The 17792-nt window shown below is 62.1% G+C and carries 16 protein-coding genes; 6 read left to right on the top strand and 10 right to left on the bottom strand.

The features are described from left to right. Positions 1–11 precede the first annotated feature (11 nt). The gene (chiQ, locus tag ACJ8HN_RS11925; protein WP_004939944.1) at positions 12–338 is read left to right on the top strand and encodes a ChiQ/YbfN family lipoprotein; all 327 of its coding nucleotides are present in this window, start codon (positions 12–14) and stop codon (positions 336–338) included. A gap of 13 nt (positions 339–351) precedes the next feature. After that, a complete protein-coding gene (locus ACJ8HN_RS11920) occupies positions 352–3009 on the top strand; it encodes a beta-N-acetylhexosaminidase (protein ID WP_041033874.1) in 2658 nt (885 codons plus the stop codon). A gap of 246 nt (positions 3010–3255) precedes the next feature. On the opposite strand, the gene fur is transcribed toward ACJ8HN_RS11920, so the two are convergent. From fur to ybfF, 4 genes are all read right to left on the bottom strand, one after another. Continuing rightward, the gene (gene fur / locus ACJ8HN_RS11915) at positions 3256–3702 is read right to left on the bottom strand and encodes a ferric iron uptake transcriptional regulator (RefSeq protein WP_019454058.1); all 447 of its coding nucleotides are present in this window, start codon (positions 3700–3702) and stop codon (positions 3256–3258) included. 329 nt (positions 3703–4031) lie between these two features. After that, entirely contained in the window at positions 4032–4571 is a 540-nt protein-coding gene (gene fldA, locus ACJ8HN_RS11910) for a flavodoxin FldA (RefSeq protein WP_025301862.1), read from the bottom strand. Between the two features lie 264 nt (positions 4572–4835). Beyond that, positions 4836–5123 (bottom strand): LexA regulated protein, encoded by a 288-nt coding sequence (ybfE, locus tag ACJ8HN_RS11905; protein ID WP_004939936.1) that lies wholly within the window; start codon positions 5121–5123, stop codon positions 4836–4838. A gap of 256 nt (positions 5124–5379) precedes the next feature. Continuing rightward, on the bottom strand, positions 5380–6153 hold the full coding sequence (gene ybfF / locus ACJ8HN_RS11900) for an esterase (protein ID WP_442523450.1): 774 nt from the start codon (positions 6151–6153) through the stop codon (positions 5380–5382). Positions 6154–6377: 224 nt separating this feature from the next. Between ybfF and seqA the strand changes: the two genes are divergently transcribed. The 4 genes from seqA (at position 6378) to ACJ8HN_RS11880 (ending at position 9772) form a co-directional block, all read left to right on the top strand. Then, positions 6378–6920, top strand: coding sequence for a replication initiation negative regulator SeqA (gene seqA / locus ACJ8HN_RS11895; protein WP_442523449.1), 543 nt, complete (start codon positions 6378–6380; stop codon positions 6918–6920). Between the two features lie 76 nt (positions 6921–6996). After that, positions 6997–8640 carry a phosphoglucomutase (alpha-D-glucose-1,6-bisphosphate-dependent) gene (gene pgm / locus ACJ8HN_RS11890; RefSeq protein ID WP_033638690.1) on the top strand — a complete coding sequence of 548 codons (1644 nt, stop codon included), beginning with the start codon at positions 6997–6999 and terminating at the stop codon, positions 8638–8640. A 191-nt stretch (positions 8641–8831) separates the two neighbouring features. Then, complete coding sequence (locus ACJ8HN_RS11885) at positions 8832–9473, top strand: PadR family transcriptional regulator (RefSeq protein ID WP_060420297.1); 642 nt, start codon at positions 8832–8834, stop codon at positions 9471–9473. Continuing rightward, the gene (locus ACJ8HN_RS11880) at positions 9473–9772 is read left to right on the top strand and encodes a DUF3861 domain-containing protein (protein WP_033655173.1); all 300 of its coding nucleotides are present in this window, start codon (positions 9473–9475) and stop codon (positions 9770–9772) included. The genes ACJ8HN_RS11885 and ACJ8HN_RS11880 overlap by 1 nt, the downstream gene beginning before the upstream one ends. A 27-nt stretch (positions 9773–9799) precedes the next feature. Here the strand turns inward: ACJ8HN_RS11880 and kdpE are convergent, their stop codons facing one another. From kdpE to ACJ8HN_RS11850, 6 genes are all read right to left on the bottom strand, one after another. Next, positions 9800–10489, bottom strand: a complete 690-nt coding sequence (kdpE, locus tag ACJ8HN_RS11875; RefSeq protein WP_033637458.1) for a two-component system response regulator KdpE — start codon at positions 10487–10489, stop codon at positions 9800–9802. Between the two features lie 16 nt (positions 10490–10505). Beyond that, positions 10506–13202, bottom strand: coding sequence for a two-component system sensor histidine kinase KdpD (kdpD, locus tag ACJ8HN_RS11870; RefSeq protein WP_033637459.1), 2697 nt, complete (start codon positions 13200–13202; stop codon positions 10506–10508). A 73-nt stretch (positions 13203–13275) separates the two neighbouring features. Beyond that, the gene (gene kdpC, locus ACJ8HN_RS11865; protein WP_033647498.1) at positions 13276–13845 is read right to left on the bottom strand and encodes a potassium-transporting ATPase subunit KdpC; all 570 of its coding nucleotides are present in this window, start codon (positions 13843–13845) and stop codon (positions 13276–13278) included. Positions 13846–13863: 18 nt separating this feature from the next. Beyond that, positions 13864–15933, bottom strand: a complete 2070-nt coding sequence (gene kdpB, locus ACJ8HN_RS11860; RefSeq protein WP_033637460.1) for a potassium-transporting ATPase subunit KdpB — start codon at positions 15931–15933, stop codon at positions 13864–13866. Positions 15934–15959: 26 nt separating this feature from the next. Then, positions 15960–17648 (bottom strand): potassium-transporting ATPase subunit KdpA, encoded by a 1689-nt coding sequence (gene kdpA / locus ACJ8HN_RS11855; protein WP_193169000.1) that lies wholly within the window; start codon positions 17646–17648, stop codon positions 15960–15962. Continuing rightward, positions 17648–17737 carry a K(+)-transporting ATPase subunit F gene (locus tag ACJ8HN_RS11850; protein ID WP_016928742.1) on the bottom strand — a complete coding sequence of 30 codons (90 nt, stop codon included), beginning with the start codon at positions 17735–17737 and terminating at the stop codon, positions 17648–17650. The genes kdpA and ACJ8HN_RS11850 overlap by 1 nt, the downstream gene beginning before the upstream one ends. Between the last annotated feature and the right edge of the window lie 55 nt (positions 17738–17792).

Genomic DNA, 17792 nt, shown 5'->3' with positions numbered 1-17792 from the left:
GGAATTCAACGATGAAAAAAATCATGCTGATGTTGGCGGCCGCCGCGGCCTTGAGCGCCTGCGCGCAACCCGCCGCGCCGCCGGAAGACGCCAAATTGAAGCAGGCTTACAGCGCCTGCATCAACACCGCCGAAGGTTCACCGGAGCGTCTGCAGCCCTGCAAGGCGGTGCTGAACGTGCTGAAGCAAGAGAAGCAGCACCAGCAGTTCGCCGCGCAGGAAACGGTGCGGGTGATGGATTATCAGAACTGCATTATGGCGGTTCACAGCGGCAACGGTCAGGCTTACGACGCCAAGTGCGGCAAGCTGTGGCAAGAAATTCGCGATAACAATAATTAAGAAGGACAAGAACATGAACGCATTCAAACTGAGCGCATTAGCCGCTTTGACGGCAACGATGGGATTCCTGGGCGGCATGGGAAACGCCATGGCTGATCAACAGCTGGTGGATCAACTGAGTCAGCTGAAGCTGAACGTGAAAATGCTGGATAACCGCGCCGGCGAAAACGGCGTGGATTGCGCGGCGCTGGGCGCCGACTGGGCCTCTTGCAACCGGGTGTTGTTCACCCTCAGCAACGACGGCCAGGCGATCGACGGCAAAGACTGGGTCATCTATTTCCACAGCCCGCGCCAGACTCTGCGGGTGGACAACGACCAGTTCAAGATCGCTCACCTCACCGGCGATCTGTACAAGCTGGAGCCGACCGCCAAATTCAGCGGTTTCCCGGCCGGTAAGGCGGTGGAAATTCCAGTGGTGGCCGAATACTGGCAGTTGTTCAGAAACGACTTCCTGCCGCGCTGGTATGCCACGTCCGGCGACGCCAAGCCGAAAATGCTGGCGAATACCGATACCGAAAATCTGGATCAGTTCGTGGCGCCGTTCACCGGCGACCAGTGGAAGCGCACCAAGGACGACAAAAACATTCTGATGACGCCGGCTTCGCGCTTTGTCAGCAATGCCGATCTGCAGACGCTGCCTGCCGGCGCGCTGCGCGGCCAGATCGTGCCGACGCCGATGCAGGTGAAAGTGCACGCGCAGGATGCCGATCTGCGTAACGGCGTGGCACCGGATCTGAGCACGCTGGTCAAGCCGGCGGCGGACGCCGTCAACCAGCGCTTTGCGCTGCTGGGCGTGCCGGTTCAGGCCAACGGCTATCCTATCAAGACCGACATTCAGCCGGGCAAGTTTAAAGGCGCGATGGCGGTGTCAGGCGCCTATGAGTTGAAAATCGGCAAGAAAGAGGCGCGAGTGATCGGTTTCGATCAGGCCGGGGTGTTCTACGGGCTGCAGTCGATCCTGTCGTTAGTGCCGAGCGACGGCAGCGGCAAGATCGCCACGCTGGACGCCAGCGATGCACCGCGCTTCGAGTATCGCGGCATTTTCCTCGACGTGGCGCGCAACTTCCATAAGAAGGACGCGGTGCTGCGCCTGCTGGATCAGATGGCGGCCTACAAGCTCAACAAATTCCACTTCCACCTGAGCGATGACGAAGGCTGGCGCATCGAGATCCCCGGTTTGCCTGAGCTGACGGAAGTCGGCGGCCAGCGCTGCCACGATCTGAGCGAAACCACCTGCCTGCTGCCGCAGTACGGCCAGGGGCCGGACGTCTACGGCGGCTTCTTCAGCCGTCAGGACTATATCGACATCATCAAATACGCCCAGGCGCGCCAGATTGAAGTGATCCCGGAGATCGACATGCCGGCGCACGCCCGCGCCGCGGTGGTCTCGATGGAAGCGCGCTATAAAAAGCTGCATGCCGCCGGGAAAGAGCAGGAGGCCAACGAATTCCGCCTGGTGGATCCGACCGATACCTCCAACACCACCTCCGTGCAGTTCTTTAACCGCCAGAGCTACCTGAACCCGTGCCTGGACTCTTCCCAGCGCTTTGTCGACAAGGTGATCGGCGAAATCGCCCAGATGCATAAAGAAGCCGGCCAGCCGATCAAGACCTGGCACTTCGGCGGCGACGAAGCGAAAAACATTCGCCTGGGCGCCGGCTATACCGACAAGGCGAAACCGGAGCCGGGCAAAGGCATCATCGATCAGAGCAACGAAGACAAGCCGTGGGCCAAGTCGCAGGTGTGCCAGACGATGATCAAAGAAGGCAAGGTGGCCGACATGGAGCACCTGCCGAGCTACTTCGGCCAAGAGGTCAGCAAGCTGGTGAAGGCGCACGGCATCGACAGAATGCAGGCCTGGCAGGACGGCCTGAAAGACGCCGAGAGCGCGAAGGCGTTCGCCACCTCGCGCGTGGGCGTCAACTTCTGGGATACCCTGTACTGGGGCGGTTTCGATAGCGTCAACGACTGGGCCAACAAAGGGTATGAAGTGGTGGTTTCCAACCCGGACTACGTCTATATGGACTTCCCTTACGAGGTGAACCCGGACGAGCGCGGTTACTACTGGGGCACCCGCTTCAGCGACGAGCGCAAGGTGTTCAGCTTCGCGCCGGACAACATGCCGCAGAACGCGGAAACCTCGGTCGACCGCGACGGCAACCCCTTCAGCGCTAAGAGTGACAAGCCGTGGCCGGGCGCCTACGGGCTGTCCGCTCAGCTGTGGAGCGAAACCCAGCGCACCGATCCGCAGATGGAATACATGATCTTCCCACGCGCGCTGTCGGTGGCGGAACGCGCCTGGCACCGCGCCGGTTGGGAGCAGGACTATCGCGCCGGCCGCGAATACAAAGGCGGGGAAACCCACTTTGTCGATACCAAGGCGCTGGAGAAAGACTGGCTGCGCTTCGCCAATATTCTGGGCCAGCGTGAACTGGCCAAGCTGGACAAAGGCGGCGTCGCTTACCGTCTGCCGGTGCCGGGCGCGCGCGTAGCGGGCGGCAAGCTGGAGGCGAATATCGCGCTGCCGGGATTGGGCATCGAGTATTCCACCGACGGCGGCAAGCAGTGGCAGCGCTATGACGCCAAGGCCAAACCGGCGGTTTCCGGTGACGTTCAGGTGCGTTCGGTCAGCCCGGACGGTAAACGCTACAGCCGCGCCGAGAAGGTTTAAGCCCGGTGCAACGGCCTGCTGCCCGGCGGCAGGCCGTATAACGAAGGGGGAATGCGTCTGCCTTCGCGCGTGTCGGCGCGGGGCGGACGTTGAAGTGAGAGTAGTACGTGGAGTCGCAGTGCCGCTGTAATTGTGATATTTCATGACATGATTTTCCCCGGCTGGTCCGGGGATTTTTTTGCCCGTTGCACGGCGGGCATAAAAAAACCGCCTCGGTGTGAGGCGGTTTTTCATAGCCGGTCAGGCTTATTTCTTGTCGTGCAGCGTTTCGTCTTCACGACAGTCACCGGTTTCGCAGTGGCCGTACAGGTACAGGCTGTGGTTGGTGAGCTTGATGCCGTGCTGCTTGGCGATATCACGCTGGCGAACTTCGATGGATTCGTCGCTGAATTCAATCACTTTGCCGCAGTCCAGGCAAATCAGGTGATCGTGGTGATGCTGTTGGGTCAGCTCGAACACGGACTTGCCGCCTTCGAAATTGTGACGTGTCACAATGCCCGCATCGTCAAACTGGTTCAGTACGCGATAAACCGTTGCCAGCCCGATCTCTTCGCCCATATCAATCAGTTTTTTGTACAAATCTTCCGCACTGACGTGATGGCATTCCGGATTTTGCAGTACTTCCAGGATTTTGAGTCGCGGAAGCGTGACTTTTAAGCCGGCCTTCTTCAGTGCGATGTTGTTGTCGGTCATGCGAATTCAGTCCTGTTACTATGCTAATCAAGTTGAGGCGTACTCGCCTGTGGCATCGGTCGGCACAAAGAGTTAATGCGTCTCATTATAGAACCGGTTGTACTAAATAGAAACCGCCGGTTGTTAACAAAGATATAATTGCACTATTGCATGTTTTGCATGCAACGCCTTGATGGATGGGATAAACCGATATCTCAGTCTACCGTGACGGGGTGGGAAGTTACAAATCTGTAGCTTCTATCGCAGCAATCCCTGCTGCCGATGACGGCCCTGTGGGCACACTATGCACTTTACAGGGCCTTTGTTCAACCTTTCGCCAGCACCGGGGCTTAGCCGACGATATCGGCCAGGCTCAGCTCTTCGACGATCTGTTTGACCCAGGCGTCCACGCGTTCGTTGGTCAGCTCCGGCTGGCGGTCTTCGTCGATCGCCAAACCAATGAAGTGATCGTCGTCCGCCAGGCCTTTGGAGGCCTCGAAGTGGTAGCCTTTGGTCGGCCAGTGGCCCACGATGGCCGCGCCGCGCGGTTCGATGATGTCGCGGATGGTGCCCATCGCGTCACAGAAGTATTCCGCGTAGTCTTCCTGGTCGCCGCAGCCGAACAGCGCCACCAGTTTGCCGTTGAAGTCGACTTCTTCCAGCGTCGGGAAGAAATCATCCCAGTCACACTGTGCTTCACCGTAGTACCAGGTCGGGATACCCAGCAGCAGGATATCGAACCCTTCCAGGTCTTCTTTGCTGCTTTTAGCGATGTCATGCACTTCAGAGACGTCGTCGCCAAACTGTTTCTGGAGAATTTTCTGGATCATTTTGGCAATGTTTTCGGTATTGCCAGTGTCGCTGCCAAAGAAAATGCCTACAGTAGCCATATCGCGTATAACCTTTAAATTCAAGTAATTGCATTACTCGACGCCGGCACTGCCGCCGCTGACGCCGATTAAAATGATGCCATGGCAAGAGCCTTTCGCCTCCGGGGCGGGCGCCGACAGGCGCAGTCTCTAGCCGGTAAATGCGTATCATGCCAGAAAGTGGCGCCGGGGTTTTATCGCATTTATGCGATGCCGGAGAATGAAGAAAAGCGTGGTCGATCCGGCGTTGTCCTTAACGCCGCGCCGCGCGTGCGGCCGAAGAGATCAATGTTCCGGCTGTTCTTCCGCCAGTTGCGCCAACAGCATCTGCTCGATGAGTTCGCTGCGGCTGATGTTGCGCTGTTCCGCCAGTTTGTTCAGGGCGTCCACCGCATCCGCGTTGATTTTCAGCTCTACGCGCCGCAATCCACGCACTTTATCGCGCCGTAACTGATTGCGCTTATTGATTCTAAGCTGTTCATCGCGGGAGAGCGGGTTGGTTTTCGGGCGCCCCGGACGGCGTTCATCTGCGAACAGATCCAGCGTCGTGCGATCCGTTTGTTCTTTTGCCATAGGTAGCGGTACTGCAAGGGAGTTTGCATCAAAAAGCGCTCGCACGCTTCCGGAGGCATCGGTTAACACACTTCGGGCCAATAAACCCTAACCCAAATTCACCCCCGAACCGGCGTTCGTGAACGCGCTGGCGCGGCGGCAAAATTATAGCGCGCCATATTACCCCAGCAGATGGAGCGGCGACAATGCCTAACTGCGGGCTAAACGCGCTAAGCCGTTATCTTTAGCGCGTTTTTTCGCCAGGGGAGCGTGTTTTTCAGGCTTCGTCGAGGAAACGGTGGATGGCGCGCAGCACCGCTTCCGGTTTTTCGGCGTGCACCCAATGGCCGGTACCGGCGACGACGTGCGCGCGGGCCTGCGGGAACTGGCGGGCGATGTCCGCACGGTAACTGTCCTGCACGTACGGCGACAGGCCGCCGCGAATGAACAGGGTCGGGTGCGGCCAGGCCGGGACTTCCTGCCAGCCGGTGATGTCTTCGTAGCGTGCGATCAGCACCGGCAGGTTGAAGCGCCATTCGCCGTTGTGGAATGACTTCAGCAGGAACTGGATCACGCCTTCTTCCTGCAGGTAGTCGCGCATCAGCTCGGCGGCCGCCTGGCGCTGGGTGATGCCGGCGGCGCTGATGGCATTCAGCGCGGCGAAAATCTCGTCGTGGCGGCGGGTCTGGTAATCCACCGGCGCGACGTCGATAACGATCAGCCTGGCGACGCGCTCGGGCGCGATGGCGGTCAGCGCCATCGCCGCTTTGCCGCCCATCGAATGGCCGATGACGATCGCTTTCTCCAGCTGCAGTTCGTCGAGCAGCGCCAGCAGATCCTGCGCCATGGCGGGGTAGTTCATGTCGTCGGCGCGCGGGGAGAGGCCGTGATTGCGCAGATCGACCTTGATCACCGTGTGCTGTTTATGCAGATCGCGCGCCAGCACGCCCAGGTTGTCCAGATTGCCGAACAGCCCGTGGATCAGCAGCACCGGCAGTGCGTCTGACTCGGCGGCCAGCAGTTGATAATGTAATTTCATGGCGAAGTTCATACTGAGAGAGATTCAGATTAGGGTATCATGATTGAATCGCACGATGAATCATGCGGAATTTTCGCGGCGCGGGCTTGGCAGTGCCGGCTATAGGTATTAGTCTGCATTTGCCGTCCGGAGGCACATTGTTGTGTTCGCCCCAGCGCTTTTAACCTTATAATCCCATGGCTTGAATGCAGGATCTGGCTTCAGGTTCTAAGTAGAAAAAACAGTATTGGATAAAGATGAAAACTATTGAAGTCGACGAAGAGCTTTACCGTTATATTGCCAGCCACACGCAACACATCGGTGAAAGCGCGTCCGATATTTTACGCCGCATGTTGAAATTCACCGCCGGGCAGCCGGTGCGCGCGTTGCCTGCCGCCAGTGCCCCGCAGTCCGTCGAGCTGGAAAAAGCGGCGCCGGCGCAGCGTCCGCGGGATCGCGTGCGCGCCATGCGTGAGCTGCTGTTATCGGATGAATACGCCGAGCAGAACAAAGCGGTCAACCGTTTCATGCTGGTGCTGTCCACGCTGTACACCCTCGATGCCGCCGGTTTCGCCGCCGCTACCGAGGCGTTGACCGGCCGTACCCGCACCTATTTCGCCGGCGATCAGCAGACCCTGCTGGCCAACGGCACGCACACCAAGCCGAAGCATGTACCGGGCACCCCTTACTGGGTGATCACCAATACCAATACCGGCCGCAAACGCAGCATGATCGAACACATCATGCAGACGATGCAGTTCCCGGCGGAACTGATCGAGAAAGTTTGCGGTACCGTCTAATTTAGCGAACAGCCCGTCATGCTGGCCGTGCGCGACGTATTGCCCGGTCACCGACAGGGATGAGGGAGATATGTCGATGGCGAATAATCCACGTGCCGGGCAGCCCGCCCGCCAAAGCGATCTGATCAACGTAGCCCAGCTGACGTCGCAGTACTATGTGCTGCAACCTGAAGCCGGCAATGCCGCACACGCGGTGAAGTTTGGCACCTCCGGCCACCGCGGCAGCGCGCAGCGCCACAGCTTCAACGAAGCGCACATCCTCGCCATCGCTCAGGCGATCGCCGAAGTTCGTCATCAGCAGGGCACCACCGGCCCGTGCTACGTGGGCAAAGACACCCATGCGCTGTCTGAGCCGGCCTTCATTTCCGTGCTGGAAGTGCTGACCGCCAACGGCGTCGATGTGATCGTGCAGGAAAATAACGGTTTCACGCCAACGCCGGCGGTATCGCACGCCATTCTGTGCCACAACCGCCGCGGCGGCGCGCAGGCCGACGGCATCGTCATTACGCCGTCCCACAACCCGCCGGAAGACGGCGGCATCAAATACAATCCGCCGAACGGCGGCCCGGCTGACACCAACCTGACGTCGGTGATCGAGAAGCGCGCCAACGAACTGCTGGCGCAGCAGCTGAAAGGCGTTCAGCGCCAGTCGCTGGACAAGGCCTGGAACAGTGGCCACCTGCACGCCAAAGACCTGGTGCAGCCTTATGTCGAAGGCCTGGTTGAGGTGGTCGACATGCCGGCCATTCAACGCGCCGGCCTGAAGCTGGGAGTGGATCCGCTCGGCGGCTCCGGCATCGCCTATTGGCAGCGCGTGGCGGAACACTACAAGCTGGATCTGACGCTGGTGAACGATTCCATCGATCAGACCTTCCGCTTTATGCACCTGGATCACGACGGCATCATCCGCATGGACTGCTCGTCCGAGTCGGCGATGGCCGGCCTGCTGGCGCTGCGCGACAAATTCGATCTGGCGTTCGCCAACGATCCGGATTACGACCGCCACGGCATTGTCACGCCGAAAGGCCTGATGAACCCGAACCACTATCTGGCGGTAGCCATCAACTACCTGTTCCAACATCGCCCGCAGTGGGGCGCCGATGTCGCAGTCGGTAAAACGCTGGTGTCCAGCGCGATGATCGACCGCGTGGTGGCCGACCTGGGCCGCAAGCTGGTGGAAGTGCCGGTCGGTTTCAAATGGTTTGTGGACGGCCTGTTCGACGGCAGCCTGGGCTTCGGCGGCGAAGAGAGCGCCGGGGCTTCGTTCCTGCGCTTCAACGGCCAGCCGTGGTCGACGGACAAAGACGGCATCATCATGTGCCTGCTGGCGGCTGAAATCACCGCGGTAACCGGTGAGAATCCGCAGCATCACTATGACGATCTGGCCAAGCGTTTCGGTGCGCCGAGCTATAACCGCATCCAGGCGCCGGCAACCCATGCGCAGAAAGCGGCGCTGTCCAAGCTGTCGCCGGAGATGGTCAAGGCCAGTACGCTGGGCGGGGATCCGATCACCGCACGTTTGACCGCGGCACCGGGTAACGGCGCCTCGATCGGCGGGCTGAAAGTGATGACCGACAACGGCTGGTTCGCGGCCCGTCCTTCCGGTACCGAAGAGGCTTACAAGATCTATTGCGAGAGCTTCCTCGGCGCGGAACACCGCGAGAAGATTGAGCATGAAGCGGTCGAAATCGTCAGCGAAGTGCTGGCTTCCGCCAAGTAATCACTTTCCCTGATTGATAAAAAGCGCTGTTTTTACAGCGCTTTTTTTATGCCTGAAATTTAGATATATCTTTTTATCGGTGCGCGCTTGCGCATTTAGATATATCGATCTAGATTAGCGTTATCGACGCTGTTTAGATATATCTAAACAACCTCGTATTGATGTTCACTGTTAAAGCGAGGTATCACCCTATGTTTCATCGATTAGGTTTACACCGGCATCACCATCACCATCATGAATGTGAAGAGGGCCGCCGTCATCGCGGCGGGCGCCATCATTTCGGCGGCGACGGCGAAGAGCACGGCCGGGGTGGGCGCGGCGGCCGGGGCGGGCGTCATCGTCTGTTCGAACACGGCGATCTGCGCCTGGTGCTGCTGGCGCTGGTGGCGCGCAAGCCCAGCCACGGCTATGAGCTGATCAAGGCGATTGAGGAAGCCTCTTCCGGCCTGTACGTGCCGAGCCCGGGGGTGATTTACCCCACGCTGACGCTGCTGGAAGAGCAGGATTTCCTTGAGCCGCTCACCACCGGCAACGGCCGCAAAAGCTACCGCATCACCGCGGCGGGCGAGGGCGAGCTGCAAAAGCATCAACAGGCGGTTGACGTCATTCTGGCGCGCCTGGCGGGCGCCGGCCGCGAGCATCATCGGCACGGCAACCTGGCGGAAGGCATCTACGACGCCATGAACCGCCTGCGCAGCCTGCTGCGCGGCAACGTGATGCGCGCCGATCTTACGCCGCAGCAGGTGGAGCGCATCAACGCCGCGTTGCTGACCGCCGTGGCGGCGATCGAAAGCGAAATGCATATTCAACCCACGCAGCAGGAGAAGAACTGATGCCCGGCCACCGTTTTACTATTACCGTTGAAGCCCTGAGCGATCGCCAGGGCAATCCCGTCGAGAAAGCGCCGCTGAGTTTTGAAGTGACCAACCACGACGATATTCTCGAGATCGTCGAGCGCATCCGGGCGCGTGACGATCTGAACTTCGGCCCCGAGCAGAGCGCGGCCTTCGCCGTAGGCTTGAAGCTGTTCTCCGAAGTGATGATCGAAAACCGCAAACACCCGGTGTTCGCTCCGCTGCGCGATGCGTTTAAGGAATTTATGGTCGGATTGAAGAAAGGCCCGGCGGCGTAAAGGCGCGGCACACCGCGCCCGCCGGGGTTAAGGCATGAAGCGGTAGCCGACGCCGGTTTCGGTCAGCAGGTGTTTGGGCCGGGCCGGATCGGCTTCCAGCTTCTGCCGCAGATGGCCCATGTAGATGCGCAGGTAGTGGCTGTGCTCCACGTAGTTCGGCCCCCAGACGTGGCTCAACAGCTGACGTTGGGTGATCACCTTGCCGGCGTTGGCCAGCAGTTCCGCCAGCAGGCGAAACTCGATCGGCGTCAGGTGCAAATCTTCGTCGTTGCGCAGCACCCGGCGATTCACCAGATCGACGGTGATCGCTGAAAAACTCACCAGCGGGCTTTCCTGCTGGCTGGCGGAGTGGCGGCGCAGTGCGACCCGCACCCGCGCCAGCAGCTCGCCGATGCCGAACGGCTTGCTGAGGTAGTCGTCGGCGCCGGCGTCCAGTGCGGCGATCTTGTCCTCCTCGGCGTTGCGTGCCGACAGCACGATCACCGGAATGGCGCTCCACTGCCGCAGATCGCGGATGTAGCTCAGCCCGTCGCCATCCGGCAACCCCAAATCAAGGATGATCAGATCCGGTTTGCGCGTGCCGGCTTCAATCAGCCCGCGCTGCAGCGTTTCACTTTCAAATACCCGCAGGCCTTCGCTCTCCAGCGCGGTGCGCACGAAGCGGCGGATCTCTTTTTCATCTTCAACAATCAGAATGTTGGTTGGCGTTATGCTCACGTTTCCCCTGCGTTGATTACAGATCGAAGGCGTCGCCGTCGATCTCGGGCGGTTTTTCCAGCGGCAGCACGAAGCGGAAGCTGGCGCCGCCGTTGGCGCCGTTTTCCGCCCAGATGCGGCCATCATGCACTTCAATAATGGCACGGCAAATCGCTAACCCCAAGCCGACGCCGGGGATCGCCGACTCTTTATTGCCGCGTGAAAACTTGTCGAAAATCAGCTGCAGCTGATCGGCGGGGATGCCGGGGCCGTTATCCCAGACCTCGACTTCCAGCCACTCGGGCAGCGTGCGGGCGCGAATGCCGATGGTGGCCTCGGCGCCGGCGTATTTATTGGCGTTTTCCAACAGGTTGGTGAACACCCGTTCCAGCAGGCTGCCGTCGCAGTTGACCAGGATCTGTTCCGGCGGCAGCTCGACCACGATCGGATGCTGGCTGAGCAGCGGCTCCAGCATGTGCAGCGAGGCGCCGACGATCTCTTCCAGCGACTGCCACTCTTTGCGCAGGCTGAAACCGCCGGACTGGATGCGCGCCATATCCAGCAGGTTGTTCACCAGCCGGGTGGTGCTCAGCACCTGCTGGCGGATCTGGCTGGCCTGGGTGGCGTGATTGGAGCCTTCGGCCGCCAGGTCCAGCGTGAGGATTTCCGCCTGGCCGAACAGCACGGTCAGCGGCGTGCGCAGATCGTGCGACAGCGCCGCCAGCAGCGAGTTGCGCAGCTGTTCGCGCTCGGCGTCCAGCTTGGCTTCTTCGGCGCTGCGCGCCAGGTGCAGCCGCTCCAGTGCGCTGGCGATAAGCACCGCGAAGGTCTGCAGCAGCCGCTGCTGTTCCGGCACCATCAGCTGGCGCAGGTTGTTGGGCTCGATCGCCAGCAGGCCGAAGGTCTGCTTGGGGGTATTGAGCGGCAGCAGCTGGTAAGGCACGCCGGGCAGGGTGTCGGTGCCGGCGCCGGCCGGCAGGCCTTTGTCGAAGCTCCAGCGCGCGATGGCTTCATCTACCGACAGCAGCCCGCCTTCCTCGCCGACCATCTGTTGCAGGCGGCCGTCTTCCTGCGGCAGCAGCAGCACGGTTTTCGCCTGGAAACTGCTGGAGAGGAAGTGGCGGCTGGTGTTGGCGATGTCGGCCACGGTCAGCGCGCGGCTCAGCCCGCGCGACATTTCGTACAGGTGACGCGCCCGCTGCTCGCGGTAGCGCGCCACCCGGGCCTGATAACGCACCCCGGCGGTCAGGTTGCCGATGATGATGCCGACGGCGAGCATTACGCCGAAGGTCAGCAGATACTGCATATCGCTGACGGCGAACGACCATTCGGGCTGGACGAAGAACAGATCGAAGCTGGCGACGTTGATCACCGCCGCCAGCACCGACGGCCAGCGGCCGAAGAACAGCGCGACGATCGCCACGCCGAGCAGATAGATCATCACCAGGTTGGCCTGATCGAAGCCCGGCAGCAGCCACTGCGAGAGCAGGGTGATCAGCGCGCACAGCGCCACCGCCACCGCGCAGCCGCGCAGCTGCATGCGCCATTTCTCATTGAAGCTGCGGCCGTCGTGCTCCTTACCCGGCGGCGGCTGCGCGGCGTCGTTCTCCAGCGCCACGATCACCAGATCGAGATCCGGGCCCAGCCGGCCGAGGCGATCGGCGAAGCTGCCGCGCAGCTTCCAGCGCTGTTCGCTGCGGCGGCCGATGATGATTTTGCCGAGGTTATGCTCGCGGGCGTAGCGCAGCACCGCGCGCTCTTCGGACGGATCGGCCAGGGTGGCGGTTTCTGCCCCCAGCTCCTGCGCCAGCCGCAGCGCGCGCAGAATGGCGCGGCGCTGGTTTTCCGGCAGCCGGTGCAGCTTGGGGGTTTCCACATAGACCGCATGCCAGTGGCAGCCAAGCCGCGCCGCCAGTCGGGCGGCGATGCGCACCAGCTTTTCGTTGCCGCTGTTGTGGCCGACGCACAGCAGAATGCTGTCGCGGGTATGCCACACTTTCTCGCGCCCCTGGGTATCGCGAAACTCGCGCATCTGATCATCGACCCGATCGGCGGTGCGGCGCAGCGCCAGCTCGCGCAGGGCGATCAGGTTGCCTTTGCGAAAGAAGTGCTCGATGGCGCGCTCGGCCTGACCGGGAATATACACTTTGCCTTCGTGCAGCCGCCGGCGCAGATCGTCCGGCGGCAGATCGACCAGCACCACTTCGGCGGCTTCGTCAAACACGTGGTCGGGCACCGTTTCGCGCACCCGCACGCCGGTCACGCCGCCCACGACGTCGTTCAGGCTTTCCAGATGCTGCACGTTGACGGTAGTCAGCACGTCGATGCCGGCGTCCAGCAGCTCTTCCACATCCTGCCAGCGTTTGGGGTGGCGCGAACCCTGGGCGTTGCTGTGCGCCAGTTCGTCCATCAGCACCAGCGCCGGGTGGCGCGCCAGCGCGGCGTCGAGATCGAATTCATGCACCAGCCGGCCGCGATGCTGGATGCGTTTTTGCGGCAGCAGCGACAGGCCGTCGAGCAGGGCGGCGGTCTCGCTGCGGCCGTGGGTTTCCACCACGCCGACCAGCACGTCCAGCCCCTGAGCGCGCAAACGCTGGGCCTCCTGCAGCATGGCGTAGGTTTTGCCCACGCCGGCGCAGGCGCCGAAGAATACCTTCAACCGGCCGCGCGGCTTTTCATTGGCCAGCGCCAGCAGGCTATCGGGATCGGGGCGCTGCTGCTCTTCTTCGACCATGACAATTCCTTGTGTTACCAAGCAAAAAGGGGTTCGGCATGCCGAACCCTATCACTATGCTGAATACGGCGCGTTACTTCAACGCATCCAGCGCCAGGTTCAGCTTCAGCACGTTGACCACCGATTCCCCCATGAAGTTGGGCGTGGCCCGATCGGTATTGTCGTCGATCAGTTTGGCGACCTGTTCCGGCGGCAGATGACGCGCCGCCGCGACCCGCGCCAGCTGATATTGCGCGGCGGCGATCGAGATCTGCGGATCCAACCCGCTGCCGGAGGTGGTCAGCAGATCGACCGGGATCGGGCCGCTCATTGCCGGGTTGGCCTGGCGCAGCTGCGCTGCGCGTTCGGCGATAGCCTTATCCAGCGCCGGGTTGGTGGCCGCCAGGTTGCTGCCGGCGGAGGCCTGTGGATTATAGGCCGAATCGCCGGTGGCCGACGGGCGGCCCCAGAAATAGTCGGCGCGCGTAAAGTTCTGGCCGATCAGCGCGGAGCCGACCGCCTTGTCGCCTTGGTACAGCAGCGAGCCGTTGGCCGCGGCCGGAAACAGCAGCTGCGCCAGCCCGGTGGTCAGCAGCGGATAGGCGATGCCGGTGATCAGCGTCAGCAAAATCAGCATCACCAGCGCAGGTCGTAAATAAGTCATGTTCATTTCCCTCAATGGTTAACCGGCGACGTGCAGTGCGACCAGGATCAGGTCGATCAATTTGATGCCGACGAACGGCACCAGCAGACCGCCGACCCCGTACAGCCACAGGTTGCGGCGCAGCAGGGCCGCGGCGCTCATCGGTTTATAGCTCACCCCTTTCAGCGCCAGCGGGATCAGGAACACGATCACCAGGGCGTTGAAGATCACCGCCGACATGATGGCGGAGGCGGGGGAGTGCAGGTGCATCACGTTCAGCGCGTTCAGCTGCGGGTAGGTGGCCGCGAACGCCGCCGGAATGATGGCGAAGTATTTGGCCACGTCGTTGGCGATGCTGAAGGTGGTCAGCGAGCCGCGCGTCATCAGCATCTGTTTGCCGATGTGCACCACTTCGATCAGCTTGGTCGGGTTGGAATCCAGATCGACCATGTTGCCCGCCTCTTTGGCGGCCTGGGTGCCGGAGTTCATCGCCACCGCCACATCGGCCTGCGCCAGCGCCGGGGCGTCGTTGGTGCCGTCGCCGGTCATCGCCACCAAACGGCCTTCTCCCTGATACTGGCGGATCAGCGCCAGCTTGGCTTCCGGCGTGGCTTCCGACAGGAAATCGTCCACCCCGGCTTCGGCGGCGATCGCCGCCGCGGTCAGCGGGTTATCGCCGGTGATCATCACCGTTTTGATGCCCATCTTGCGCAGCTCATTGAAGCGTTCCTTGATGCCGCCCTTGACGATATCCTTCAGCGCCACCACGCCCAGCACCCGGGCGCCTTCCGCCACCACCAGCGGCGTGCCGCCGGTGCGCGCCACGCTTTCCACCAGATCGTCCACCGCCCGCGGGAAGTGGCCCTGATTGGTTTCGACGTGGCGGCGAATGGCGTCCACCGCGCCTTTGCGGATCATGCGCTCCTGCACGTTGACGCCGCTCATGCGGGTCTGGGCGGAGAAGGGCACGAAGGTGGCGTTCAGCGCCTGCAGATCGCGTTCGCGCAGGTTGAAGCGCTGTTTGGCCAGCACCACGATGCTGCGGCCTTCCGGCGTTTCGTCCGCCAGCGAGGCCAGCTGCGCGGCGTCCGCCAGCTCTTGCTCTTTCACGCCCGGCGCCGGCAGGAACTCCGAAGCCTGGCGGTTGCCCAGCGTGATGGTGCCGGTTTTATCCAGCAGCAGCACGTCCACGTCGCCGGCGGCTTCCACCGCGCGGCCGCTGGTGGCGATCACGTTGGCGCCGAGCATGCGGCTCATCCCGGCCACGCCGATGGCGGACAGCAGGCCGCCGATAGTGGTGGGGATCAGGCAGACCAGCAGCGCGACCAGCACGGTGATGGTGACCACGCTGCCGCTGCCGGCCGCTTCCACGCTGTATTGCGAGAACGGGAACAGGGTGGCGGTGGCCAGGACGAACACGATGGTCAGCGCCACCAGCAGGATAGTCAGTGCGATCTCGTTCGGCGTTTTGCGGCGTTTGGCGCCTTCCACCATGGCGATCATGCGATCGAGGAAGGTTTCCCCCGGGTTGACGCTGCACTGCACCACCAGCCAGTCGGATAGCACGCGGGTGCCGCCGGTGACCGAGGAGAAGTCGCCGCCGGACTCGCGGATCACCGGCGCGGATTCGCCGGTGATGGCGCTTTCATCCACCGAGGCGCCGCCTTCCAGCACTTCGCCGTCGCACGGGATGGTATCGCCGGCTTCCACCAGCACGATATCGCCTTTGCGCAGGCTCTCGGCGGCCACTTTCTCCGTGGCGCCGTCGCGGCGCGGGCCGGCCAGCTTTTTCGCCCAGCTGGTTTTCTTGGTGCCCTTCAGGCTTTCCGCCTGGGCCTTGCTGCGCCCTTCGGCCAGCGCCTCGGCGAAGTTGGCGAACAGCACGGTGAACCACAGCCACAGGGCGACGCTGCCGGTGAAGGCGGCGGCGCCGTCGGTTTGGCCGGTGAGGATCGCCAGCCAGATGGCGGTGGTCAGAATGCTGCCGATATACACCACGAACATCACCGGGTTGCGCCATTGAACGCGAGGGTCCAGTTTTTTCACCGCATCGATCAGCGCGGTGCGCACCAGAGCCGGTTCAAACAGCGCGCGTTGTTTGCGAGTCATCTCTTATTCTCTCTCTGTGACGTCGATTAGTTTGCCAACCAAAGCTGCAAATGCTCGGCCACCGGGCCCAGCGCCAGCGCCGGCACGAAGGTCAGCGCGCCCACCAGCAGCACGGTGCCGATCAGCAGGCCGATAAACAGCGGCCCATAGGTCGGCAGGGTGCCGTTGCCCGCCGGCTGGCGCTGCTTGGCGCTCAGCGAGCCGGCGATCGCCAGCACCGGCAGGATCACCCCGAAGCGGCCGACGAACATGGCGAAGGCCAGCAGCAGGTTGTAGAACGGCGTATTGACGCTCAACCCGCCGAAGGCGCTGCCGTTGTTGTTGGCGGCGGAGGACAGGGCGTACAGCACTTCGCTGAAGCCGTGGGCGCCCGGGTTGAGGATGCCGGCGCGGCCCGCGTCGGTGCCGATGGCCAGCGCGCTGCCCAGCAGCACCAGCGTCGGCGTGACCAGGATCGCCAGCGCGGTCATCTTCATGTCGTAAACGTCGATCTTCTTGCCCAGATATTCCGGGGTGCGGCCGATCATCAGACCGGCGATAAACACCGTCAGCAGCACGAACAGCAGCATGCCGTACAGGCCGGAGCCGACGCCGCCGAACACCACTTCGCCGATCTGCATCAGCCACATCGGCACCATGCCGCCCAGCGCGGTGAAGGAGTCGTGCATGGCGTTAACCGCCCCGCAGGACGCGGCGGTGGTGACTACCGAGAACAGGCTGGTGGCGAGAATGCCGAAGCGCGACTCTTTGCCTTCCATATTGATGTTGCTGTCGGCGCCCAGCGCGCTCAGGTGCGGGTTGCCTGCCAGCTCGGCGACCATCACCGCCACCACCGCCGCCACGAAGATCAGCGCCATCGCCCAGATCAGCGCATGGCCCTGGCGGTTTTCACCGGCCAACTGGCCGAAGGAGAAGCACAGCGCGCAGGGGATCAGGAAGATGGCCAGCATCTGCACGAAGTTGGTCAGCACGGTTGGGTTCTCGAACGGGTGCGCCGAGTTGGCGCCGAAGAAGCCGCCGCCGTTGGTGCCGAGCATCTTGATCGCTTCCTGCGAGGCCACCGGCCCCATCGGCAGCGTCTGCTGCGCGCCTTCGAGCGTGGTGACGTGCAGGTAAGGCAGGAAGTTTTGCAGCGTGCCCTGGCTGACGAAGAACAGGGCGATCAGCAGCGCGATCGGCAGCAGCACATACAGCGTGATGCGGAACAGATCGGCCCAGGCGTTGCCGACGGTCTTGCCGGCGCGGCGGGTAAAGGCGCGGATCAGCGCAAAGGCCACGGCGATGCCGGTAGAGGCGGAGACGAAGTTCTGCACCGCCAGCCCGGCCATCTGGCTTAAATAGCTGAGGGCGCTTTCGCCGCTGTAGGCCTGCCAGTTGGTGTTGGTGACGAAGCTGACGGCGGTGTTGAGCGCCAGATCCCAGGAGAGGCCCGGGAAGCCTTGCGGGTTGAGCGGCAGCGAGCCCTGTGTCATCAGCAGGGCGAACAGCAGCGCCAGGCCGAGCAGGTTGAACGCCAGTATTGCCAGCGCGTACTGCCACCAGTTCATCTCGGTGGCGCGGATGCCGCAGGCGCGCCAGACGCCGGCTTCCACCCCGCGCAGCGCAGGCAGCGGTTCACCTTCGATCAGGCGCGCCATAAAGCCGCCCAGCGGCCGGGCCAGCAGCAGAAGCACCAGCAGGAAGCTGGCGATCAGTAAAAAGGCTGAAGCCGCCATCAGAAATCCTCCGCGTTAAACAGGGCGTAGACCAGATAGGCCAACAGCAGCAGAACCAACAGCGCACCACCAATAACGCTGAAACTCACGGGACACCTCCAGAGGTGTTGTTTTTGATAGAGGCAGTGTAGGGAGAGGGGTAGA

This window comes from Serratia sp. CY29653 (assembly GCF_052169255.1).
In the GTDB taxonomy this organism is placed as follows: Bacteria; Pseudomonadota; Gammaproteobacteria; order Enterobacterales; family Enterobacteriaceae; genus Serratia; species Serratia sarumanii.
The sequence above is the reverse complement of the archived record's forward strand: the minus strand, read 5'-3'. Positions and strand labels throughout refer to the sequence as shown.